Annotated in this window: 20 protein-coding genes; 7 read left to right on the forward strand and 13 right to left on the reverse strand. The window is 71.1% G+C overall.

What is annotated here, in order from left to right; translation table 11 throughout:
- The first annotated feature begins 63 nt into the window (after positions 1 to 63).
- Together crcB and OL599_RS26005 are read left to right on the forward strand one after the other, a co-directional pair.
- A complete protein-coding gene (gene crcB, locus OL599_RS05330; protein ID WP_283949534.1) occupies positions 64 to 459 on the forward strand; it encodes a fluoride efflux transporter CrcB in 396 nt (131 codons plus the stop codon).
- A complete protein-coding gene (locus tag OL599_RS26005) occupies positions 456 to 1,250 on the forward strand; it encodes a universal stress protein (RefSeq protein ID WP_264712613.1) in 795 nt (264 codons plus the stop codon). The genes crcB and OL599_RS26005 overlap by 4 nt, the downstream gene beginning before the upstream one ends.
- An 8-nt stretch (positions 1,251 to 1,258) precedes the next feature.
- On the opposite strand, the gene OL599_RS05340 is transcribed toward OL599_RS26005, so the two are convergent.
- A complete protein-coding gene (locus OL599_RS05340) occupies positions 1,259 to 2,236 on the reverse strand; it encodes a substrate-binding domain-containing protein (RefSeq protein WP_264712614.1) in 978 nt (325 codons plus the stop codon).
- A 91-nt stretch (positions 2,237 to 2,327) separates the two neighbouring features.
- On the opposite strand from OL599_RS05340, the gene OL599_RS05345 reads away from it, so the two are divergent.
- Complete coding sequence (locus tag OL599_RS05345; RefSeq protein ID WP_264712615.1) at positions 2,328 to 2,981, forward strand: hypothetical protein; 654 nt, start codon at positions 2,328 to 2,330, stop codon at positions 2,979 to 2,981.
- Between the two features lie 6 nt (positions 2,982 to 2,987).
- Here the strand turns inward: OL599_RS05345 and OL599_RS05350 are convergent, their stop codons facing one another.
- Positions 2,988 to 4,133: an amidohydrolase gene (locus OL599_RS05350; RefSeq protein ID WP_264712616.1), complete on the reverse strand. Its 1,146-nt coding sequence runs from the start codon at positions 4,131 to 4,133 to the stop codon at positions 2,988 to 2,990.
- A 197-nt stretch (positions 4,134 to 4,330) separates the two neighbouring features.
- Here OL599_RS05350 and OL599_RS05355 point away from each other — a divergent pair, with 197 nt between their 5' ends.
- Positions 4,331 to 5,842, forward strand: a complete 1,512-nt coding sequence (locus tag OL599_RS05355) for an alpha,alpha-trehalose-phosphate synthase (UDP-forming) (RefSeq protein ID WP_264712617.1) — start codon at positions 4,331 to 4,333, stop codon at positions 5,840 to 5,842.
- Positions 5,843 to 5,870: 28 nt separating this feature from the next.
- Here OL599_RS05355 and OL599_RS05360 read toward each other — a convergent pair whose 3' ends face one another.
- Genes OL599_RS05360 through OL599_RS05370 form a run of 3 tightly spaced genes read right to left on the reverse strand, consistent with a single transcriptional unit; the run spans position 5,871 to position 8,986 of the window.
- Complete coding sequence (locus OL599_RS05360; protein ID WP_264712618.1) at positions 5,871 to 6,887, reverse strand: NADP-dependent oxidoreductase; 1,017 nt, start codon at positions 6,885 to 6,887, stop codon at positions 5,871 to 5,873.
- Complete coding sequence (locus OL599_RS05365) at positions 6,887 to 7,948, reverse strand: alcohol dehydrogenase (RefSeq protein ID WP_264712619.1); 1,062 nt, start codon at positions 7,946 to 7,948, stop codon at positions 6,887 to 6,889. Before OL599_RS05365 ends, OL599_RS05360 begins: the two co-directional genes overlap by 1 nt.
- Before the next feature lie 60 nt (positions 7,949 to 8,008).
- Complete coding sequence (locus tag OL599_RS05370) at positions 8,009 to 8,986, reverse strand: D-2-hydroxyacid dehydrogenase family protein (protein WP_264712620.1); 978 nt, start codon at positions 8,984 to 8,986, stop codon at positions 8,009 to 8,011.
- Between the two features lie 115 nt (positions 8,987 to 9,101).
- Here OL599_RS05370 and OL599_RS05375 point away from each other — a divergent pair, with 115 nt between their 5' ends.
- Both OL599_RS05375 and OL599_RS05380 read left to right on the forward strand, forming a co-directional pair.
- Complete coding sequence (locus tag OL599_RS05375; RefSeq protein WP_264712621.1) at positions 9,102 to 10,031, forward strand: 3-hydroxyacyl-CoA dehydrogenase; 930 nt, start codon at positions 9,102 to 9,104, stop codon at positions 10,029 to 10,031.
- The gene (locus OL599_RS05380; protein WP_264712622.1) at positions 10,032 to 11,249 is read left to right on the forward strand and encodes an MFS transporter; all 1,218 of its coding nucleotides are present in this window, start codon (positions 10,032 to 10,034) and stop codon (positions 11,247 to 11,249) included.
- Between the two features lie 11 nt (positions 11,250 to 11,260).
- Here OL599_RS05380 and OL599_RS05385 read toward each other — a convergent pair whose 3' ends face one another.
- The 6 genes from OL599_RS05385 to OL599_RS05410 all read right to left on the reverse strand — a co-directional run bounded on the left by OL599_RS05385 (position 11,261) and on the right by OL599_RS05410 (position 18,259).
- Complete coding sequence (locus OL599_RS05385) at positions 11,261 to 12,826, reverse strand: hypothetical protein (RefSeq protein WP_264712623.1); 1,566 nt, start codon at positions 12,824 to 12,826, stop codon at positions 11,261 to 11,263.
- Positions 12,827 to 12,848: 22 nt separating this feature from the next.
- A complete protein-coding gene (locus OL599_RS05390; protein WP_264712624.1) occupies positions 12,849 to 13,892 on the reverse strand; it encodes a glycosyltransferase family 2 protein in 1,044 nt (347 codons plus the stop codon).
- Positions 13,893 to 14,050: 158 nt separating this feature from the next.
- The gene (locus tag OL599_RS05395; protein WP_264712625.1) at positions 14,051 to 14,941 is read right to left on the reverse strand and encodes an ABC transporter permease; all 891 of its coding nucleotides are present in this window, start codon (positions 14,939 to 14,941) and stop codon (positions 14,051 to 14,053) included.
- Positions 14,938 to 15,882, reverse strand: coding sequence for an ABC transporter permease (locus OL599_RS05400; RefSeq protein WP_264712626.1), 945 nt, complete (start codon positions 15,880 to 15,882; stop codon positions 14,938 to 14,940). Before OL599_RS05400 ends, OL599_RS05395 begins: the two co-directional genes overlap by 4 nt.
- 49 nt (positions 15,883 to 15,931) lie before the next feature.
- A complete protein-coding gene (locus tag OL599_RS05405; RefSeq protein WP_264712627.1) occupies positions 15,932 to 17,458 on the reverse strand; it encodes an ABC transporter substrate-binding protein in 1,527 nt (508 codons plus the stop codon).
- Between the two features lie 90 nt (positions 17,459 to 17,548).
- On the reverse strand, positions 17,549 to 18,259 hold the full coding sequence (locus OL599_RS05410) for a DUF1028 domain-containing protein (protein ID WP_264712628.1): 711 nt from the start codon (positions 18,257 to 18,259) through the stop codon (positions 17,549 to 17,551).
- Positions 18,260 to 18,333: 74 nt separating this feature from the next.
- On the opposite strand from OL599_RS05410, the gene OL599_RS05415 reads away from it, so the two are divergent.
- A complete protein-coding gene (locus OL599_RS05415; protein ID WP_264712629.1) occupies positions 18,334 to 19,452 on the forward strand; it encodes an FAD-dependent oxidoreductase in 1,119 nt (372 codons plus the stop codon).
- A gap of 6 nt (positions 19,453 to 19,458) precedes the next feature.
- Here the strand turns inward: OL599_RS05415 and rocD are convergent, their stop codons facing one another.
- Positions 19,459 to 20,718, reverse strand: a complete 1,260-nt coding sequence (rocD, locus tag OL599_RS05420; protein ID WP_456306681.1) for an ornithine--oxo-acid transaminase — start codon at positions 20,716 to 20,718, stop codon at positions 19,459 to 19,461.
- Positions 20,715 to 21,686, reverse strand: coding sequence for an arginase (rocF, locus tag OL599_RS05425; protein WP_264712630.1), 972 nt, complete (start codon positions 21,684 to 21,686; stop codon positions 20,715 to 20,717). The genes rocD and rocF overlap by 4 nt, the downstream gene beginning before the upstream one ends.
- Positions 21,687 to 21,732 lie beyond the last annotated feature (46 nt).

A 21,732-nucleotide genomic window follows, 5' to 3' on the forward strand; every position in this document is an offset into this window, starting at 1 on the left:
CGCAATGGAAGCCTGTCGACGGCCGTGCGCGGGCGCGGTATCCCGGCGCACGGAGGTTACGGCATGATTCCGACTCTCTGGGTGGCCCTGGGCGGCGCCGTCGGCAGCGTCGCCCGCTACTGGACCGGGCTTGCGGCCGCGCGGGCCTGGGGCGAGGCCTTCCCCTGGGGCACGCTCACGATCAACGTGCTCGGCAGCTTCATCATCGGCTTCTTCGCGACCCTCACCCTGCCGGACGGGCCGATGCCGGCCTCGGCCAATCTGCGGGTGCTGGTGATGGTCGGGTTCTGCGGCGGCTACACCACCTTCTCGTCGTTCAGCCTGCAGACACTGACGCTGGTCCGCGCCGGCGACTGGCCCGGGGCGATGGCGAACATGGCGTTGTCGGTGCTGCTGTGCCTGGCGGCGGTCACCGCCGGGCACATGCTCGCGGCGCGGCTGGGGACGGCGCCGGCGTGACCCGCATCCTCGCCGTGCTGAACCGTCCGGCTTCGGCCGAGGCGGTGTTGCGGGCGGCGGGGCTGCTGGCGGCGCGGCTGGGCGGCGCGGTGGAGGCCCTGCATGTGCAGTGGGCCAATGCGCATGTGCCCGGCGAGGAACTGATGCCCGGGGCGGAACGGGCACGCCGGGCGCATGAGGCGGCGCGGCGCTCCGCGGCGCTGCACGCCGCCTTCGTCGCGGCGCGAGTGCCGCATGCGGTGTGGCGGGAATGCGCCGGCCCGACCCGCGCCGCGGTGGCCGAGGCGGCGCTGCTGGCCGATTTCGTCGTGCTCGGCCACGCCCCGCCGACCTTCTACGAGGATGCGCCCGACGCGCTGCGCGGCGCGCTGCTGGATGCCGCCGCCCCTGTGCTGATGGTGCCGGACCATGCCCCGGCGACGCTGGGCGAGCATGTCGCCCTCGCCTGGAGGCCCGGCCCGCCTGCCGAGCATGCCGCCGAGGCCGCCCTGCCGCTGCTGGAGCGGGCGGCGCGGGTGTTCGTGCTGATCGCGACCATCCATGGCGAAGCGTCGCACCCGCCCGGCATCCTGCTGCGCGACCTGGACCACGCCGGCATCCCGCATGTCGTGCACCGCTTCGAACCGGAAGGCAGCCTCGGCGTGGCCCTGGCGCGCGAGGCGGCGGCGCTGGGCGCGGACCTGCTGGTCATGGGCGCGTTCGGCCACAGCCGGATGCGCGAGCTGCTGCTCGGCGGCGCCACGCACGACATCCTGGCCGGCGTGGCGCTGCCCGTGCTGCTACGGCACTGACGGACGGATCAGGACGCCAGGAAGTCGGCGAAATACTCCTCGACCGTGATCCGCCGGCTGGTCAGGCCAAGGCGGAAGGCTTCCTCGGCGAACATGTTGATCTGGGCGCGGTTGCGCTCCAGGCCGTACGGATGGAAATCCTCGCCCATCACCGTGACCGTGTCCTCCAGTTCCGCCTCCTGCCAGGGCGAGGCGTAGGGGAGGCTGCGCTGGGCCGCGGTGAAATTGTCGTTGCAGCGGATGAACGCGTCGGTCAGCGCCTGGGCGATCCATTTGTTCGCCTCCCACGCTGCGCGGCGGATCACGATGAGGTGCTGCGGCGGGAAGGCGCCGGTGGCGCGGAAATAGGCCTGCTCGATGCCGCGGAATTGCGGGAACAGCCGGGCGATCGGGCCGTTGACCGGATGGTAGTCCTGCGGCCGCGGCGGGCTGTAGATGGCGTCAAGCTCACCCGCGATCAGCATCTGCGCCAGCGACATTCCCTGCGGCGGCGCGTTCACGCCCGCGGGCAGCTTCAGGTCCATCGGCGCCGACCAGGGCGTGTCGATGTCGCCGATCCACCATTGCACCGTGCCCGGATCGACGCCGATGAAGCGCAGGAAGTGCCGGTACCAGATCGAGCCGCTGGCGGCGTAGCTGTACATGCCGATGCGCTTGCCCGCGAGATCGGCCGCCGCGCGAATCGGGCTGCCCTGGCGGACATACAGGTCGCGCGCGGTGAAGTTGCGCAGCGGGAACACCGGCAGGCCGACATGGCTGCGGTCGCCCTTGTCGATGCGGTAGAGATATTGCGCCATCGACCACTCGCCGCCCTGCACGTCCGGGTCCTGCACGGCGCGGCGCAGCATCTCGGCCCGCGCCGGCCAGGCGCCGCGGCTGCCCAGGATCATCGTGAGGTCGATCCCCTCCGGCACCACGTCGCCGGTGGCCAGCGGCATGATGCGGGCGTAGTCGGCACAGGTAAGCGCGATCGAGAGTTTCGCCATGTTCCGCTCCTGGATGGGGATGCGGGCAGCTTGGCACGGCCGATCCGGGTGCGTAACCCGCGATTCACCCGACTTGCGCATGCTGGGCCGCATGAAGCTCGCCCGGCGCCTGATCCTGACCGCCCCCGCGCTGCTGCTGGCCCGGCCGGCGGCGGCGGCGCGGCTGCGGCCGGACCGCCCCGGCCCGGTGGTGCTGCTGCCGGCCGAATCCGGCCGGATGGCGTTGCGCTGCGAGGGGATCGACGACGCCGTGACGGTGCCCGGTGCACGCGCCCGCATCGCCATGCTGCTGCCGGTCGCCGGGCGCGACATCGCCGGCATCGCCTTCGCCGCCGACGGCATTGCCGGGCGGCTCGACCTGATGGCGCTGGCGGGATGGGACGGCGCGCGGCTGCGGATTCTCGGCATGGAGGTGCTGGGCTGGGCCGGCGCCGACGGGTCCTCGCTGTCCAGCCGGTTCGCCGGCGTGGGCGACCGGACGCGGCTGCGGGTGCAGCGGGTTGCGGCCATGCCGCGGCCCGGGGCACCGAAAGTCGGCGCGCCGAAGGTCTGGGAGACGTGGACCGACCTGCTGGCGTGGCGCGACCGGGCGCCGCTCGCCGATTCGCCGGTGCGGCCGGGTGCGCCCGGAAGCTGGCAGGCGCGGCTGGCGGCGATGCGGGCGCGCGCGGCCGCGCTGCTCGATCCGCCGTGCCTTGCGGTCACGGCGGAGTTGCAGGCGGCCTTCGGCGCCCTGCCGGGCTGAGGTGCCTCAGCCGCGCAGGGAACGCCTGGCGATGCTGGCGAGGTAGGTCGCGGCGTTCGGCAGGATGGCGTCGTTGAAGTCGTAGCCGTCGTTGTGCAGCTCACGCCCCGGCTCGGCCGGGCCGTTGCCGATCCACACGAAGGCGCCCGGGCGTTCCTGCAGGAACCAGCCGAAATCCTCGCTGGTCATGGCCGGCTGCAGGTCGCGGCGCACCGGGATGGCGGCCTCGGCACAGGCCTCGGCGGCGAGATCGGCCTCGGCGCGGCTGTTCACGGTGGCGCCGATGCCGGGCGGGAGGTCGATCGTGGCCTTCATGCCGAAGGTCGCGGCAATGCCGTGGGTGACGCGATGGATGGCCGCGTCGAGGGCGTCGCGGGTCTGCTGGTTGAAGGTGCGGCAGGTGCCGCGCAGAGTCACCTGCGACGGGATCTGGTTGGCGGCGACTCCGCCCTCGACCATGCACACCGAGACGACCGCGGATTGCAGCGGGTCGATGTTGCGCGAGACCACGGATTGCAGCGCCACCAGCAGGTGCCCGGCCGCGAGCATGGGGTCGCGGGCCAGATGCGGCATGGCGGCGTGGCCGGAATGGCCCTCCAGGGTGATCGCCAGCCGCGTGCCGCCGGCCATCACGGCGCTGTCATGCACGGCGACGGTGCCGGCATCGAGCCCCGGCCAGTTGTGGTAGCCGAAGATGCGCTCCATCGGGAATCGGGTGAACAGGCCGTCGTCGATCATCGACCTGGCGCCGCCATAGCCCTCTTCGGCCGGCTGGAACACGAGCTGCACGGTGCCGGTCCAGGAGGTGTCGCGCGCCAGCAGGGCGGCGGCGCCCAGCAGGCTGGTGGTGTGGCCGTCATGGCCGCAGGCATGCATGGCCCCGGGATTGGTGCTGGCATAGGGCAGCCCCGTGGTCTCGGTGATCGGCAATGCGTCCATGTCGGCGCGCAGGCCGACGCTGCGGTTGGACTGGCCGCGCGCGATGGTGGCGACCACGCCGTGGCCGCCGACGCCCGCGACGAAGGGGATGCCCAGCTCCGTGAGCTTGGCGCAGACGAAGGCGGCGGTGCTTTTCTCCTGCAACGACAATTCGGGGTGGGCGTGCAAATGCCGGCGCCACCCGGCAAGAGTTTCGGCTAGGGATGCGTCCATGGCCGGCAGCATTCCACCGAACCGGGGCGATGGCCAGTGGGGCGGAACGGGAACGCGAAGGCCTGCACGCGGTGTCGTGATCGGGGCAAGCGAAGATTTTTCACGTTATGGCGAAGTCCGCCCCGGTTTGCCGTTATCTCGCCACTTCTTCCCCGCATGGTGCCGCCATCAACGCTTCGAGTGTCGTTGGAGGTCCCATGAATCGCCTGGTTGTCGTCTCGAACCGGGTTCCGCTGCCTTCGTCCGGCCAGCAGGCCGGGGGACTGGCCGTTGCCCTGGACGGGCTGATGGAGAAGCGCGGCGGGCTGTGGTTCGGCTGGAGCGGTTCGATCTCGGACGGCCCGACGGCGGCGCTGGCCCGGGTCGAGAGCGCGGGGGCGGTCGATTACGCCACCGTGGACCTGACGCAGGAAGAGCACGACCGCTACTACAACAACTTCTCCAACGGCGTGCTGTGGCCGTTGCTGCACACCATGCCCGAGCTGATGCGGTTCGACCGGCGCGACGCGCGCGTCTACCAGGACGTCAACAGCCGGCTGGCGGCGTCGCTGCAGCCGCTGCTGCGCCCGTCCGACCTGATCTGGGTGCACGACTACCACCTGCTGCTGCTGCCGGCGGCGCTGCGGGCGCGCGGGGTGAAGAACCCGATCGGCTTCTTCCTGCACATCCCCTTCGCCTCGCCGGACGTGCTGGGCGCCGCGCCGGAGGTGGCCGGGCTGGTGCGCGACCTGTTGGCCGCCGACCTGATCGGCTTCCAGACCGACAACGACATGGCCAATTTCGCCGCCGCGGCGCAGTGCCTGGCCGGGGCGGTGCGGGTATCTTCGTCCGCGCTGATGGTCTCCGGCCGGCGGGTGCGGCTGGGTGTGTTCCCGGTGGAGATCGAGGCGCATGCCTTCGCCCGCATGGCCGCCGAGATGGAGCGTGCCGAGGGGTGCGAGCGGCTGCGGCGCAGCCTGCAGGGGCAGAGGCTGATCCTGGGCATCGACCGGCTGGACCCGACCAAGGGGCTGATCCAGCGGCTGGCCGGATACCGCCGGCTGCTGGAGAAGCACGAGGACCTGCGCCGACGGGTGACGATGCTGCAGATCGCGCCGGTGTCGCGCAAGGATGTCGGCAGCTATCAGAAGTTGCGCGGCACGCTGGACCACGACGCCGGCGAGCTGAATGCCGATCTGGGCGAGGCTGACTGGGTGCCGCTGCGCATGATCTCGCGGGCCACGGTGCGCCCGGCCGTCGCCGGCTATATGCGCCTCGCCCGGGTGGGGCTGGTGACGCCGCTGCGTGACGGCATGAATCTGGTGGCGAAGGAATACGTGGCCGCGCAGAACCCGCAGGACCCGGGCGTGCTGGTGCTGTCGCGCTTCGCCGGGGCGGCGCGGCAGATGGACGCGGCGCTGCTGGTGAACCCGCACGACGCCGACGCCATGGCGGACGCCCTGGACACCGCGCTGCGCATGGACCTCGCCGAGCGCCAGGCGCGGTGGCGGGCATTGTGGGCGGCGATCGAGCACCGCTCGCCGGTGATCTGGGGCCGTTCGTTCGTGGCGACGCTGCTGCGCGCCACCGATCCGGAAGCCCGCGCCCGGCGCACGCCGGCCAGCTTCCCGGCGGCCGAGCAGCTTGTGCCGCACGCGCTGGCGCCGCAGCGGATCACGCTGGAGCACGCCGAGCTGGAGCCGGCGACCGATCCGCGCCGGCTGAACTGACGGCTGAAGGGCCGGGCCGCGCCTGCGGTCAGGCGTGATCCGGCCCCACGCGCACCAGCATCTTGCCGAAATTGCCGCCGCGCAGCAGCAGCTGCAAAGCGCCGGGCGCGTTCTCGAGGCCTTCGATCACGGTCTCGCGGTAATGCAGGCTGCCCTCGCTGACCCAGGGGCTGGCCAGCGCCCGCCATTCGGCGAAGCGCTCGGGCTTGTCGGAGACGATCATGCCCTCGATGCGGATGCGCTTGCCCACCACGAAGCCCAGATTCGGGCCGGGCGGCGGCTCGCTTTCGTTGTACTGCGCGACCATGCCGCACATGACCACGCGGGCGAACGGGTTGAGCAGCGAGAACGCCGCTTCCTGCACCGCGCCGCCGACATTCTCGAAATAGACGTCGACGCCGTTCGGGCAGGCATCGGCCAGGGCCTCGCGCAGATGCGGCACGCGGTGGTCGACGCAATCGTCGAAGCGCAGCGTTTCCTGCACCCACAGGCACTTGTCGGGCCCGCCGGCGATGCCGACCACGCGCGCGCCGGCCCGCTTGGCGAGCTGGCCGGCCACCGAGCCGACCGCGCCGGAGGCGGCGGAGACCACCACGGTCTCGCCGGCCTTGGGCTGGCCGATGTCCTTCATGCCGGAATAGGCGGTGGTGCCGGGCATGCCGAGGACGCCGAGATAGGCTGACAACGGGGCGTCGCCGCGCGTGAGCTTGGTCAGCGCCGTGCCCCTGCTGACGCAGTGCGACTGCCAGCCGCGCGCGCCCGCCACCACGTCGCCGGGCTGGAACGCCGGATCGGCGGAAGCGACCACCTCGCCCACCGTCTCGCCGGTCATCGGCTCGCCGATCTGCACCGGCGGGGCATAGGATTTCCGGTCCCACAGGCGCCCGCGCATATAGGGGTCGATCGACAGCCAGATGGTGCGCGTGACCACTTGGCCCGGCTGCGGCGTGGGCACCTCGTCGTCGACGAGCTCGAAATCGTCGTGCCGCGGCTCGCCGCCGGGGCGGCGGCGGAGCACGACGGAGCGGCGGACGTTGTCGGCCATCACGCCGCCTCCGCTTTGAGCACGAGGCGGCCGGTGACCTTGCCGTCGCGCAGGCGCATCAGCGCTTCGTTGGCCTGGTGCTGCGGCACGGTGGTGACCGGCAGCGGCTGCAGGTCGCCCTGCTGCGCCAGCTGCACCAGCTCGCGCAACTCCTTCGGGTTGCCGACATAGCTGCCCTGGACGGTGAGCGCGCGGATCGCCATCAGCGGCAGCGGCAGTGCCAGCTCGCCGCCGAACAGGCCGACCTGGACCAGCTTGCCGCCCTTGCGCAGGCTGTCGAAGGCGAAGCGGGCGGAGGCGGTGCCGTTCACCAGGTCGATGACCGCGATGGGCTGGCCGCCGCAGGCCTCGATGATGCGCCTGGTGACCCCCTCGCCCGACCCGTCCACGGTCTTGCTGGCGCCGGCCTTCTCGGCGGCGGCGCGCTTCTCGGCGCTGATGTCCACGACCACGATGTTGCGGTGGTGCAGCGCCTTCAGCACGGCGATGGCGTTCAGCCCGAGGCCGCCGGCGCCGACCACCACCACCGGCTCGTCGGGTGGCAGCGGCATCACCTTCTTGATGGCGGAATAGACGGTGATGCCCGAGCAGGCATAGGTCGCCGCCACCGCCGGGTCGAGCGTGCCGGGATCGACGAGATGGCGCGGATGCGGCGCGACCACGTGGGTCGCGTAGCCGCCATGCTGGTAGACGCCGAGGCTTTTCGGCGCGAGGCACATGTTGTCCTCTTCGGCAAGGCAGGCGCTGCAAGTGCCGCAGCCGACCCAGGGGAAGACGATGCGGATGTCGCCGGGCTTCACGCCAGTGGCATCGGGGCCGAGCTTGACGACGCGGCCCACGATCTCGTGCCCCATGGCGATCGGCAGGGTCAGGCCGCGATCCCGGAGGTTCATCACCTTGCCGCCGCCGAGGTCGTAGCGTCCTTCCCAGATATGCAGGTCGGAATGGCAGACGCCGCAATAGGTGGTCTCCAGCAGGACCTGCGTGCCGGTCGGCTCCGGGGTGGGCAGCTCGATCTCCTGCAAAGGCGCTTCGTTCTCGACAACGGCCCAGGCGCGCATGTCAGTTCCTCCGGTCAGCATTTCTGTTGGGGGGAATGGGAGCCCGGCCCGCCCCTCCGGTCAAGCAGTGAGGACCTCCTGGTTGACCACACGGACCGGCGCGCCCTGGATCCAGGCGACGATGTTCTCGACGGCGGCCGTATAGAAATCCACCATGTTGTCACGGGTGACGTAGCCGAGATGCGGCGACAGCACGGTGTTGGGCGCGCGGCGCAGCGGATGGGCCGGTGGCAGGGGTTCCTGGTCGTAGACGTCGAGGGCGGCGACGATGCGGCGCGCCTGCAGGGCCTCCAGCAGCGCCGCCTGGTCGATGAGCGGGCCGCGCGAGGTGTTCACGAGGATCGCACCCGGCTTCATCTTCGCGATGTCGGCGGCGCCGATGATGCCGCGCGAGCGATCGGACAAGACCAGGTGCAGGCTGATGGCGTCGGCGCGAGCCAGCAGCTCGTCCTTGCCGACGCGGGTCGCGCCGGCTTCGAGGGCGCGCTCCTCGGTCAGGTTCTGGCTCCAGGCCAGGACCTCCATGCCGAGCGCCCGGCCGTAGCTGGCGACCTGGGCGCCGATGCGGCCGAGGCCGATGAGGCCCAAAGTGCGCTTGAACAGGCCGAGGCCCGGCGGCACGTGGTCCTGGAAGCGGCCGGCGCGCATCTCGGCGTCGCCCAGCGGCAGGTGGCGGGCGGCGGCCAGCAGCAGGCCCAAGGCGAGCTCGGCCGTGTCGTGCGACGAGCGGGTGGCCACGGTGTTGCAGACCAGGATGCCGCGGGCGGTGCAGGCGGCCGCGTCCACCGCGGCGTTGCGCGGGCCGGTGAAGCTGATCAGGCGCAGCTTCGGCAGCCGGTCGATCACCTGCTTGCTCAGCGGCGTGCGCTCGCGCATCGCCAGGATGACGTCGTAGCCGGCCAGCTGCGCGACCACTTCGTCGGCGTTGGCAAAGGCGGCGCGGAAGAAGGTCACCTCGGCCTTCGCCGTCAGCGCCGACCAGTCCACCAGGCTTTCCGCCACACCCTGCCAGTCGTCGAGCACTGCAACCCGTGTCATGCGCATTCCCCTCGTTTGCTGGCCGGCAAGGTGCGGCGGCGCGCGCGCATGCGCAAGGTTGCTGCGGCCGCGCGCGGATGGTCTGATCGGCCCGGCCATCAGGGAGGGACGCGGGATGGACAGGATCGGCATCGTGGGCGCGGGATTCATTGGCCGCGCCTGGGCGATTGTGTTCGCCCGCGCGGGCTTCCCGGTCGCCATCTGGGACAAGGACCCGGCGGCGACCGCCGCCGCGCGCGGCTACATCGCAGAGCGGCTGCCGGAGCTGCGCGACGCCGGGTTGCTGGCCGATGCGCCGGAGGCGGTGCTGGCGCGCATCACCCCGGTGGACACGCTGGCGCAGGCGCTGGAGGGCGCGGCGCATGTCCAGGAGAACGGGCCGGAGCGGCTGGATGCCAAGACCGCCCTGTTCGCGGAGATGGACGAGATCGCGCCGAAATCCGCGGTGCTCGCCAGCTCCACCAGCGGCATTCCCGCCAGCGCCTTCACCGAGCCGTTGCGCGGCCGGGCCCGCTGCCTGGTGGCCCATCCGGTGAACCCGCCTTACCTGGTGCCGGTGGTGGAATTGTGCCCGGCGTCCTGGACGTCGGCGGAGACGGTGGCGCGGACGCGGGCGCTGATGCAGCGGGCGGGCCAGGTGCCGGCGACCGTGAAGCGCGAGGTCGCGGGCTTCGTGCTGAACCGGCTGCAGGTGGCGCTGGTGTCCGAGGCGTTCCGGCTGGTGGCTGATGGCGTGATCACGGTGGAGGATGTCGACGCCACGGTGAAGCATGGGCTGGGGCTGCGCTGGTCGTTCATGGGGCCGTTCGAGACCATCGACCTGAACGCCCCGGGCGGGCTGTCGGACTACTGCGACCGCTATGGCGGCCTGTATGCCGAGGTGCAGCGGGAGATGACGCCGTGCGACCTGACGCCCGAGCTGGTGGACGACGTCGACCGGGCGCGGCGTGACATCCTGCCGATGGAGGATCACGCGGCGCGGCTGGAATGGCGCGACCGGCGCCTGATGGCCTTGCTCGCGCACAAGGCGACGCAGCCGGACTAGGTGCGCGCCGAACCGGAACAGGAGCTGCGGCAGGGCTGGCCGGCGGTGCTGGCCTGCTTCGTGACCGCGGTGTTCGGCTGGGGCTTCGGGCTGTATGGCCAGGCGGTCTATGTCGCGGACCTGCAGGCCACACGGGGCTGGTCGGCCACCTTGGTGTCGTCCGCCAGCACGCTGTACTACCTCGTGGGCGCGGTGCTGCTTACCTGCACGCCGCGCGCGGTGACGCGGCTGGGGCCTCGCGCGGTGCTGATCGGTGGGGCCGCGGTGATGGGGGCCGGGGCGTCCGTGGTCGCGAACGCGGCGGCGCCGTGGCAGTTGTTCGCGGGCAGTGTCGTGATGGCGCTGGGCTGGGCCTGCACCAGCACCACGGCCATCGCCACCACCCTGGCGCTGTGGTTCGACCATCAGCGCGGGCTGGCGATCAGCCTCGCTTTGAACGGCGCCAGCGCCGGCGGCTTCACGGTGGCGCCGGTGCTGGTCGGGCTGGGCCAGGCGGTGGGCCTGCCGGCCGCCGTTCCCGCGGTGGCGCTGGGCCTGTTCCTGCTGCAGGCGCCGATCGTGCTGCTCGGCATGGCGCGGCCGCGGCGGAGCCTGCCGGCCACCCTGCCCCGCCTCGACGCTGCGGATGCGCGGCCGGTGCTGGCGACCCGGGCCGAGGCCCTGCGCGATGCGCGGTTCTGGCACGTCGCCGCCCCGTTCGCGCTGGCGCTGATGGCGCAGGTGGCGATCCTGGTGCATCTGGTGGCCGTGATGGTGCCGCGGGTGGGGCCGAAGGGCGCCGCGGTGGCGCTCGCGCTGGTCAGCGTCATGGCCGTGCTGGGACGGATCGGGCTGGGGCTGACGATCGACCGACTGGATCAGCGGCGGGTTTCGGCTGCGAGCTTCGCCAGCCAGGCGGCGGCGATCCTGCTGCTGCTGGCGCTGCCGGACGTGCCGGCCGCGCAATATGCCGGCTGCATCGGCTTCGGGCTGTCGGTGGGCAATGTCATCACCCTGCCCTCGCTGATCGTGCAGCGCGAGTTCGCGGCCGCCAGCTTCGGCCTGCTGGTGGGACTGTCGACGGCGGTGGGCCAGGTCGCCTATGCCTTCGCGCCGTCGTTGGCCGGCGTGGTGCACGACGCTGCCGGCGGGTATGGACCGGCGCTGCTGCTATGCGTGGCGCTGCAGGTGGCGGCGAGCGTGCTGGTGTTGCCGAGGCGGCGCCGCTTCACGGCGTAGCGCGGGATGCCTCAGGGTGGTGCGCCTTGCGCAGCCGGACGGCGGACGCGCATCAGGGCGGCGAATTCGGTCTGTTCCACCAGTTCCAGCCGGTCGGTCCGGAAGGTCGCGAGGTCCTTGGCGCCGCCGGCTGCCATCACCAGCACGTAGTCGAATTTCGCCGGCCAGTCCTCGAGATAGGCGCCCACCCTTCGCCCGGCCTCCGGCGGCCGGTCGCTGGCGAGGAGGCGGTAATCCGGCACGACGCCCTCAGGCTCGGTCATCGGCAGGTAGGCCGGTCGGACCGTGAGGGGCTGCTTCGTCGGGTTGGTGAACAGCAGCGGCCACATCGAGCCGCGCTCCGTCACCACGAGGGCGGCGAGATGGGTGAACGTGGGATCGCCGCCCGATATCACCCGACGATACGGCATCGCGTTCCAGAAGGCCGGGTTGTCCCGTCTGGTGACCATCGTCTCCAACACGCGGCTGCCTGGTTCGATGCGCGCGATGACGCGGCGGAAATCCGCGAGGTCGCTGCCCTGGCCGAGCCAGACCTGGGTCAGGAACGCCATGCGGGCCAGGAAGAGGGCGCAGAATGCCGCCGTCGCGCCGACACGCAGTCCCGGCGGCAGGCCGCGTGGGGCGAATCCGCCGAACAGCAGGAATCCGGCCATGACCGGAAGGCGCGCATCGATGAAGGCGGTGCCTTTGACGATGCCCGGCGTGAACGGATACAGGGCGAGCAGCACGCCCCCGGCGATCACGGCCTCCGCCGACACGGCGGCGCGGCGGCCGAGAATGCAGGCGATGACGAAGACGGCCACGAGTGCGGCGGTGGCACGATCGAAGGTCAGGTCGTAGTTCAGGAATGGCCCGAACAGGCGAACCAGCTTCCAATAGGGATCCGTGGCGGTCGACTGTTCGGCGATACTCGCCAACCGGGACTGCAGGAACAGCGCCGCCGGGGCGGCAAACACCGATGCCGAGAACGCCGCACGACGGGCGGCGCGCCGCAGGACCGGCGCACCGGACCGCCATTCGCCCCAGAGTGCAACCAGTTCATGTGCTGCGATCAACAGCCCGAGGAACAGGACGCCGAAGATGTGGACGAAGAAGATCACGAGCGCCAGGCACGCCAGCAGCACCCACGCGGCAACCGGACGGGACCCGCGCCATCTGATCCAGCAGGCGGCTGCCAGCAAGGCGGCGCCGATCCCGGCCAGGAAATTCACGAAGCCCATGAGGAAGGCGAAGTTGTACGCAACCAATCCGGAGGCCAGCGGCCATGGCGACGGGGCGCGCAGCGTGGCGCGGCTGTAGGCGATGGTGCCGAATACCGGCAGCAGCAGGGCGGCTGCGAGCATGGCCCGCCCGGCGACATCCAGGGGCATCACCGCCAGCAGAGGCGGCACGACGACGTCGATGGCGATGTTGGGGATGATGCTCCAGTGTTGCGCGTACACGCGCGACAGGAACGGGTCGCTGGCGCCGGAGGCCAGCACGAACATGCGCGCGAGATGATTGGGATAGTCGACCAGCGGCGGAATTTCGGTCACTGCCAGCGGGATCAGAAGGATGATGACCAGGGCCGGCAGCATGAGCCGCGAGGCCCGGCGCAACTCAGCCGACATTCTGCGTAGCGGCGGGCGCAGTTGAACCGGGCCGGGGCTCCGGCACGCGGCAGACCTCTTGCACGACGAAGCGGGGGCGGCGCTTGCTTGCCATGAACAGGCGGCCGAGATACTCGCCGAGAACGCCGAGCACCAGCAACTGGACGCTGCCGAGTATCAGCACGATCGACGCGAGGCTGGTCCATCCGTCGACCGTCTTTCCGAGCAGCCAGCTGCCGATGCTGTAGGCCAGCAGCATGACGCTGGTGATGCCGGTCAGCATGCCCACATAGGAGGCAATGCGCAGCGGCAGGACGGAGAAGCCGGTCAGGGCATCCAGCGCCAGCCGCAGCATCTGCATAAGCGAGTAGCCGGTTTCGCCGGCCAGGCGCGGTTCACGATCATACTGCAACGGCACCTGCGTCATGCCGATCCAGCTGATCATTCCCCGTATGAACTGGAACTCCTCGGGCATCGATCGGAACACGTCGAGCACGCGGCGGTTCATCAGCCGGAAGTCGCCGGTATCGACGGGGATATCGACATCGGCCAGGCGGGTGAGCAGCCGGTAGAACAGCCGCGCCGAGATGCTCTTGAACCGGCTCTCGCCGGCCCGATGGCGCCTTTGGCCGTAGACGACATCGGCGCCGGCATCCATCAGTGCCATCATGTCCGCCAGCAATTCCGGCGGGTCCTGCAGATCGGCGTCGATGACCAGGACACGATCGCCGCGACAGGAGTACAAGCCTGCCGCGAGCGCGCGCTGGTGGCCGAAGTTGCGCGCCAGCCGGATGGCGGTCAGCCGCGAGTCCGCCGCCGCCAAACCGGCCATCAGTGCCCAGGTCCGATCGCGCGAACCGTCGTCCACGAGCACGATCTCGAAGTCCGTGCCGACGACGGCCTGCGCCGCGGCGGTCACCCGCCTGACGAACTCGGCCAGGCATGCTTCTTCGTTGAAACAGGGGGCGACGATCGAGAGCGCGGGGACTTTCGGGCACGAGTCGAAATCAGCGCCGGCAGCACCATTCCAGGGGGCGAGATCGGCTGCGGACATGCAAGTGCTGCGTGTGACCTGAATTCTTCCGCGTACCGGGCGCGCCCGAGCCGCCTACGGCCCAAGCAATACGGGACCGCAATATGATTGGCAACCGCCGACTGCCATGGGAATGGCCCGGCGCATCGTTGCGATGCCGCCGGCGCCGTTGCCGCGCACTATTTCGCGCGCGGGTCCAGCGCGTCGCGCAGGCCGTCGCCGACGAGGTTGAAGCTCAGCACCGCGAGGAAGATCGCCGCGCCCGGGAACACCGCGAGCCACGGCGCCTGGGTCAGGAACCGCTGGGCCGAGTTCAGCATGCTGCCCCAGGACGGGGCCGGGGGCTGCTGGCCCAGGCCGAGAAAGGACAGGCTGGCCTCGGCGATGATGGCCGTCGCGATGGCCAGGGTCGCCTGCACCATCACCGGCGGGACGATGTTCGGCAGAATGTGGCGGACGGCCACGCGCCAGGGCGGGTTGCCGAGGGCGCGGGCGGCCTCGACATACTCGTTGGTGGCGGCATCCATCGTGGCGCCGCGGGAGATGCGCATGAACACCGGGGCCGCGGTGACGCCGATGGCGATCATCGCGTTCTGCAGGCTCGGGCCAAGAAAGGCCGCCAGCGCGATGGCAAGGATCAGGAACGGGCAGGCCAGCATCGCATCGACGATGCGGCTGATCACCGCGTCGACCTTGCCGCCGGCGAAACCGGCCAGCAGGCCCACGGGCACGCCGATGCCGGCAGCGATGGTGACCGAGATCACGCCGGCCAGCATGCTGGCGCGGGCGCCGAAGATGACGCGGCTGAGCACGTCGCGGCCGTTCTCGTCGGTGCCCATCCAGTTGGCCCAGCTCGGCGCCTTGCGGATCAGCGACCAGCTGGTCTTCACCGGATCGACCGGCGCGATCAGCGGCGCGAACGCGGCAACGACAATGAACAGCATCACCACCACGAGCCCCGCCACAGCAGCGGGGCGGCGGCAGAAGCGGCGCCAGGCCAGGCGCGCCGGACTCTGCGAGACGACGGCGACGGCCGCGCGGGCCGACGGGGCGGCGGTGGTCGCACTCATGCGCTTCTCAGTTTCGGGTTGATGAGGACGTAGAGCACATCCGCCAGCAGGTTCAGCGCGACGTAGACGGTGGCGGTCACCAGGACGACACCCTGCACCACCGGATAGTCGCGGTTGAACACGGCGTCGACGATCAGCTTGCCGAAACCGGGGATGCTGAACACCTGCTCGGTCAGCACCGCGCCGGACAGCAGCGTGCCCAGCTCCAGCGCGCCGAGCGTGACCACCGGCACCAGCGCGTTGCGCAGCGCATGGCGCAGCACCACGATATATTCCCGCAGGCCCTTGGCCCGGGCGGTGCGCACATAGTCCTGCTCCAGCGCCGTCAGCATGGCGCTGCGGGTGTGGCGCATCAGCACCGCCGCGATGGCGTTGCCCAGCACGAAGGCCGGCATGATCGTGGTGGCCAGGGATTGCCGCCAGTCCTCGAACAGCGACACGTAGCCCGAGGGCGGCAGCCAGCCGAGCTTCACCGACACCAGCAGGATCAGCATGATGCCGAGCCAGAAATTCGGCGTGGACAGGCCGGCCAGCCCGACGCCGTTGGCAACGTAGTCCCAGAACGTATTCTTCTTCACCGCCGACAGGATGCCCATCGGAATGCCGATGGACAGCGCGATCACGAAGGCCATCAGGCCGAGCTGCAGGGTGACCGGCAGCTTCTCCAGCACCAGCTGCGCCACCGGCTGGCGGATGCGCCAGGAGAAGCCGAGATCGCCGTGCAGCACGTTGCCGATCCAGTGGAAATACTGGACCGGCAACGGCCGGTCGAGCCACAGCTCGGCACGGATCTGCGCCAGCACGGCGGGGTCGCGCTCCTCGCCGGCCAGCACCAGCGCGGGATCGCCGGGCATGAGCTGCTGCAGGCCGAACACGATGATGCTGACCAGCAGCAATGTCGGCACGACCTGCAGGATGCGCGTCCCCAGATGGCTCTTCACGAAGCCAGGCCCTCCGCTGCGGTGGACACGGCGCTTTCGACTCCTGTCATCACTTCTGCAGGGTCATGCCCTGCGGACGCAGGATGCCGTCAGGCACCGGCTTGAAGCCCGCCAGCTTCGCGCTCATGCCCACGATGGTCTTGGGAATGTACAGATACATGATCGACAGGTCCTGCGCGGACTGCGCGGCGACCTTGGCATAAAGCGCGCGCCGGGCGGCGACGTCGGTCACGCCACGCGCCTGTTCCAGCCACGTGTCGACATCCTTGTTGCTGTAGCCGGGATAGTTCAGCGGCGCGCCGGTATGCAGGAAGTTCCAGAGATTGCCGTCGGCGTCGGCACGGCCGGACCAGCCGACCAGATAGGCCTCGAAGTCGCCGCGGTCCGCGGCGTCGAGGCCGGAGGCGAATTCGACCGACTGGATCTTCACGTCGAAGCCGGCCTCGGTGGCCATCGACTGGATCACCTCGCCGGTCTGGCGCGTGTCGGGCATGTTGGCCACGGTGAGCGTGACCGTCACCGGCAGCTTCACGCCGGCCTCTTTCAGCAGCCGCTTCGCCTCGGCCACGTCGCGCGGCCGCGGCTTCACGTCGGGCGCATAGAACGGGCTGGCCGGCGGGACCGCCTGGGCGACCGGCGTGAACATGCCGTTGTAGACGACCTGCACCAGCGCCTCGCGGTCGATCGACAGCTCGAACGCCTTGCGCACGCGCGCATCCTGACCGAGCGGCGTCTGCGCACGGGGGCCGTGGGCGATGTTGAGGTTGATGCTCTGGTAGCCGAGGCCGTCGTACATCGTGATTTTCAGCTTCGGGTCCTTGCGGACGGTCTCGACGTCGTTCGGCGCGATGCGCTCGGCCATGTCGAGCGCGCCGGCCTGCAGATTGGCCAGCCGCACCGAGCTGTCGGGAATCGGGCGGTAGACGATGCGGCCCAGCTGGATGGCCGGCGCGTTCCAGTAGCCGGGGAAGCGGTCGAGCACGATCCGATCCTGCGGCACGCGCTCGGTGAACTTGAACGGGCCGGCGCAGACCGGGTGCAGGGCGAAATCCTTGCCGGCGGCCTCGGCGGCCTTCGGCGAGACGATCATGCCGGCGCGGTCGGTCAGCTGGGACAGGAAGGGCGCACTCGGCGCCTTCAAGACGATGCGCACGGTGGTGGGGTTGACGACCTCCACGCGCTCCATGCCCGCGATCTCGCCGCGGCGGCTGCTGCCTTGCATGGTCAGGTGCCGCTCCAGGCTGTACTTCACCGCGGCGGCGTCCATCGGCGTGCCGTCGTGGAACGTCACGCCGCTGCGCAGGTTGATGATCAGGGTCTTGCTGTCCGCCCATTCATAGCCGGTGGCGAGCTGGGGGACGATTTCCAGCTTTTCGTTGATGTCGAACAGCTTGTCGCACAACCCGGCAAAGACGATGCGGCCGACGAAGGTGCGCGCCACGGTGGGGTCCAGCAGGTCGGCATCGTCGGCGAGGCCGATGCGCAGGGTCGGCAGCTCCTCGGCCATCGCGCGCGGCGCCATGGCGGGGGACAGGATCGCCGCCGTGGCCGTGGCGACGAGCAGGATATGACGCATCGGCTGAAACCCCCGGGTGTTGCTGTTATGTCATGTTTCTGCCGCCGGCGGGTCGGTTTGACAAGGCCGCCGGCATGTTTGCGCCCGATGTCAGCCGCTCCGCTCGGCCTCGGCGCGGGCGATGGCGGCTTCGATCTCGGCGCGGTCGAATACGCCGCTGGCGTTGTCCCGCCCCGGCAGGAAGCGGCGGAAGATAGCATAACGCTCGCGGCTGACGGCGAGGAGGCGGCGCAGCTCGGCCAGCGGGTCGGGATGGTCGTCGGTGCGGATGTCCAGGTCCGGGTACGGGTCCCTGGTGCAGATCTTCAGCGCCGCCGACTGCTTGCCGCGCCAGTCGCCGCCCGCCGCCTCGCCGGCTTCCAGCGCGGTGAGCAGGCGCTCGGCCATGTCGCCCGTGCCGGCGGTCCAGGCCGCGAGCGTGCGTTCGACCACCGCCGGCCCGGCCAGCATGTTGCCGGCAACCGAGACGTCGTGGCCGGCGGCATGGCCGCACCAGGCGACGCAGTCCGCGCCGGTGTGCTGGGCCATGCGGCCCTGGGCATCCAGGATGTGCAACTGCCGGTGCCCTCGCCCGGCATCCTCGGCCAGCAGGGCGGCGGCGACGGCGGCGGGGGCCTCGCCGCCGCGCAGCCGGGCCATGCCATTCAGGCCGTACATCGGGTTGATCAGCGCCTGGGTGGCCAGCGCCGCCACCTCGCCCTCCACATGGATGCAGAGGGCGCCGACGGCGAAGAAACGGGTGGCAACGGCGGCACCGAGGGCGCCGGTTGCGGGATCGCGCACGAGGATGGACCATGTCATGGCGCGATCACAGCCGGTCTGTCGGCCGGCGGCAACCCCGCCGAACGCGCTTTCGCAAGCACCAGGCTGCCCGCATGCCCCCGCGCCCGCCCGCCATCACCGATATCGTTCTGCTCGGCGCCGGCCATGCGCATGTGGAGGTGCTGCGTCAGGCGGCCATGCGCCCCCGGCCCGGCATTCGCTACACGCTGGTCGCGCGCGAGGCGGACACGCCGTATTCCGGCATGCTGCCGGGACTGATCCGCGGCGAATACCGTTTCGAGGACGCGCATATCGCCTGTGCGAAGCTTGCTGCCGCCGCCGGCGCGCGGCTGATCCTGGCCGAGGCCGCCGGCATCGACTTGGCCGCCGGGCAGGTGGCGCTGATGGGAGGGTCACGGGTCGCGTTCGATCTGCTGTCGGTCGATGTGGGCGGGGTGCCGGACATGCCGGCGGGCGGCGGCATTGCGGTGAAGCCGATCGGGCGGTTCCTCGATCAGTTGGCGGCGCTGGAGGCGCGGCTGGCGCCCGGCGACCGGGTCGCCGTGGTGGGTGGCGGCGCGGGCGGAACCGAACTGGCGCTGGCCCTGGCCCACCGCTTCGCCGGGCGGGCGCGCATCGCCCTGGTGAGCCGCGACGCCGAGCCGATCGCGTCCGCCCCGGCTTCTGCGCAGCGCGTGGTGCGCCGGGCGCTGGCGGAGCTGGGGGTCGCGTTCCTTGGCAATGTCTCGGCCGGGGTGTTCGCCGACGGCACGCTGGCGCTGTCCGACGGCAGCGGGCTGAAGGCGGCCGGCGCGTTATGGGCGATCGGCGCCGTGGCGCAGCCTTTCCTGGCGAAGTCGGGCCTGGCCTGCGACGCAGCCGGGTGCATCCGGGTGGACGCGACCTTGCGCAGCGTCAGCGACGCCCGGGTGTTCGCGGCCGGCGACTGCGCGGCGATCGAGGGCAATCGGCGCCCGAAAGCCGGGGTCTGGGCGGTGCGGGCCGGGCCGCTGCTGGCCGCGAATCTCCGCCGGGCCGCGGCAGGGCGGAAGCTGCGCCCGTGGCGGCCGCAGCACGACGCCTTGGTGATCCTCGGGCTCGGGGGCGCGCGGGCGGTGGCGTGGCGGGGCCGCTGGACGCTGAACGGCCGGCTGGCCTGGCTGTGGAAGGACCGGATCGATCGGCGCTGGATGGCGCTGTATCAGCGGCTGCGGCCGGCTGGCGACGGGTGAGCGTGGTCAGGCGGCGCGGCCGGTCAGCACCGGCTCGATCCGCTCCATGGCCCAGTCGATCTGGTCGCGCGTGATCACCAGCGGCGGGGCGAGGCGGATGGTGTGGCCGTGCGTGTCCTTGGCGAGCAGGCCGCGCTGGCGCAACGCCTCGCAGAAGCGGCGCGCGCCGCCGGCCTCGGGGTGCAGTTCCACGGCCAGCATCAGGCCACGCCCGCGCACCTCGCGCACGAGGTTGCTGCGCATGCCCTGGAGCAGCTCCTTGAAATAGCCGCCGATGTTGGCGGCGTTCTCGATCATGCCCTCCTCGGTCAGCACGCGCAGGGCGGCGCGGGCGACGGCGCAGGCCAGCGGGTTGCCGCCGAAGGTGCTGCCGTGCTGGCCGGGCTTGAGCACGCCGAGCACCTCGGAGTTCGAGAGCACGGCGGAGACGGGATAGAACCCGCCGGACAGCGCCTTGCCGATCAGCGTGACGTCGGCCTCGATGCCCTCATGCGCCTCGGCCAGCAGCGCGCCGGTGCGGCCCAGGCCGGTCTGGATCTCGTCGAGGATCAGGGTCACGTTGTTGGCGGTGCACAGATCGCGAACCTTCCGGAAATAGCCGGCGGGCGGGATGATCACGCCGGCCTCGCCCTGGATCGGCTCGACCAGGAAGGCGACCGTGTTGGGGGTGATCGCCGCCGCCAGCGCCGCGGCATCACCGAACGGGATCACCTTGAAGCCGGGGGCGAAGGGGCCGAAGCCGCCGCGTGCATCCGGGTCCGTGCTGAAGCCGACGATGCCGATGGTGCGGCCGTGGAAATTGTCGGCGCAGACGATGATCTCCGCCTGTCCCTCCGGCACGCCCTTCACCTCGTAGCCCCATTTGCGCACCGCCTTGATGGCGGATTCCACCGCTTCGGCGCCGCTGTTCATCGGCAGGATCTTGTGGGTGTTGGTGAGGGCGGCGAGCTCCTCGTAGAACAAGGCGAGCTGGTCGTTGCGGAAGGCGCGCGAGGTGAGCGTGAGTTTCTGCGCCTGCGCGATCATGGCGGCCAGGATCTTCGGGTGGCAGTGGCCCTGGTTCACCGCCGAATAGGCGGACAGGCAATCGAGGTAGCGCCTGCCCTCCACGTCCCATACCCACACCCCCTCCCCGCGCGTGAGCACGACGTCGAGCGGCTTGTAGTTGTGGGCGCCGAGGGAATGCTCGATGGCGATCAGGTCGGCGCCGGCGCTGCTCATGGCGGGCGCGTTCGCGACGGGTGCGTTCAGGACGGGAGCGTTCATGCTGCGGTCTCCTGCAAATGGGGCGTGCGGGCCGGGCGCTCGACGACCGAGCTGCCGAACAGGCTGCCGGTGAGTTCGGTGAGCAGGCGGGCGCTTTTGCCGCGTTCGTCGAGGAAGGGGTTGAGCTCGACCACGTCGAGCGAGCCGACGAGGCCGCTGTCGTGCAGCATCTCCATCACCAGATGCGCCTCGCGGTCGCTGGCACCGCCGGGAACGGTGGTGCCGACGCCGGGGGCCAGCGACGGGTCGAGGAAATCGACGTCCAGGCTGACATGCAGATGGGTGTCCGGGCCGTCGATGTCAGCCAGGATGCGCTGCAGCAGCGCGGGCACGCCGAACGCGTCGATCAGGCGCATGTCGATGCGGTTGACGCCGTGCGCCGCCAGCGCCTGGCGCTCGCCGGCGTCGACGGAGCGCAGGCCGAGCAGGTGGATGTCGACGGGGGCGACCGGCACGAACGGACGGTCGCCGAGCAGCGGGCGGAGGGTGGGGTCGCCGCAGAGGAAGGCCGTGGACATCCCGTGCATGTTGCCGGAAGGGCTGGTCGCCGGCGTGTTGAAGTCGGCATGAGCGTCGATCCAGAGCACGACCAGCTTGCGGCCGGCGGCGCGGCAATGCCGGGCGATGCCGCTGACGGTGCCCATGGACAGGCTGTGGTCGCCGCCGAGGAAGATCGGCACGCCGCCGCCCTGTGCGAGCGCGAACGCGCGGTCGTGGATGGCGCGGGTCCAGGCGGCGATGCCGCCGGCATTGCGGCAGGCGGCGGCGGCCGCGGGCAGGCTGGCCGCGACCGGCGCCGGCGGCGCCATGTCGCCATGGTCGACCACATGGTGGCCGAGCCCGGCGAGCAGGCCCGGCAGGCCGGCGGTGCGCAAGGCGGCCGGGCCCATGATCGCGCCCGGCTCCCCGGCGCCGAGCTCCAGCGGGATGCCCAGCAAGGACAGGTGCGTGGGGCGGCCAGGGGTCATGCGGGGTGGTCCTTCGGGTGCGGGTCGCCCGAGAGGATGACGGATG

The organism is Limobrevibacterium gyesilva (assembly GCF_025989185.1).
GTDB classification, from domain to species: domain Bacteria; phylum Pseudomonadota; class Alphaproteobacteria; order Acetobacterales; family Acetobacteraceae; genus Limobrevibacterium; species Limobrevibacterium gyesilva.

Coding starts and splice junctions, on each gene's coding strand:
- OL599_RS05410 (WP_264712628.1), bottom strand. CDS start 18,259: ATGACATGGTCCATCCTCGTGCGCGATCCCGCAACCGGCGCCCTCGGT.
- OL599_RS05345 (WP_264712615.1), top strand. CDS start 2,328: ATGAAGCTCGCCCGGCGCCTGATCCTGACCGCCCCCGCGCTGCTGCTG.
- OL599_RS05395 (WP_264712625.1), bottom strand. CDS start 14,941: ATGAGTGCGACCACCGCCGCCCCGTCGGCCCGCGCGGCCGTCGCCGTC.
- OL599_RS05385 (WP_264712623.1), bottom strand. CDS start 12,826: ATGCTGCCGGCCCTGGTCATCATCCTTCTGATCCCGCTGGCAGTGACC.
- crcB (WP_283949534.1), top strand. CDS start 64: ATGATTCCGACTCTCTGGGTGGCCCTGGGCGGCGCCGTCGGCAGCGTC.
- OL599_RS05340 (WP_264712614.1), bottom strand. CDS start 2,236: ATGGCGAAACTCTCGATCGCGCTTACCTGTGCCGACTACGCCCGCATC.
- rocD (WP_456306681.1), bottom strand. CDS start 20,718: ATGAACGCTCCCGTCCTGAACGCACCCGTCGCGAACGCGCCCGCCATG.
- OL599_RS05365 (WP_264712619.1), bottom strand. CDS start 7,948: ATGCGCGCCTGGGCCGTTGTCGAGAACGAAGCGCCTTTGCAGGAGATC.
- OL599_RS05350 (WP_264712616.1), bottom strand. CDS start 4,133: ATGGACGCATCCCTAGCCGAAACTCTTGCCGGGTGGCGCCGGCATTTG.
- OL599_RS05375 (WP_264712621.1), top strand. CDS start 9,102: ATGGACAGGATCGGCATCGTGGGCGCGGGATTCATTGGCCGCGCCTGG.
- OL599_RS05370 (WP_264712620.1), bottom strand. CDS start 8,986: ATGACACGGGTTGCAGTGCTCGACGACTGGCAGGGTGTGGCGGAAAGC.
- rocF (WP_264712630.1), bottom strand. CDS start 21,686: ATGACCCCTGGCCGCCCCACGCACCTGTCCTTGCTGGGCATCCCGCTG.
- OL599_RS05405 (WP_264712627.1), bottom strand. CDS start 17,458: ATGCGTCATATCCTGCTCGTCGCCACGGCCACGGCGGCGATCCTGTCC.
- OL599_RS05415 (WP_264712629.1), top strand. CDS start 18,334: ATGCCCCCGCGCCCGCCCGCCATCACCGATATCGTTCTGCTCGGCGCC.
- OL599_RS05355 (WP_264712617.1), top strand. CDS start 4,331: ATGAATCGCCTGGTTGTCGTCTCGAACCGGGTTCCGCTGCCTTCGTCC.
- OL599_RS05390 (WP_264712624.1), bottom strand. CDS start 13,892: ATGTCCGCAGCCGATCTCGCCCCCTGGAATGGTGCTGCCGGCGCTGAT.
- OL599_RS05360 (WP_264712618.1), bottom strand. CDS start 6,887: ATGGCCGACAACGTCCGCCGCTCCGTCGTGCTCCGCCGCCGCCCCGGC.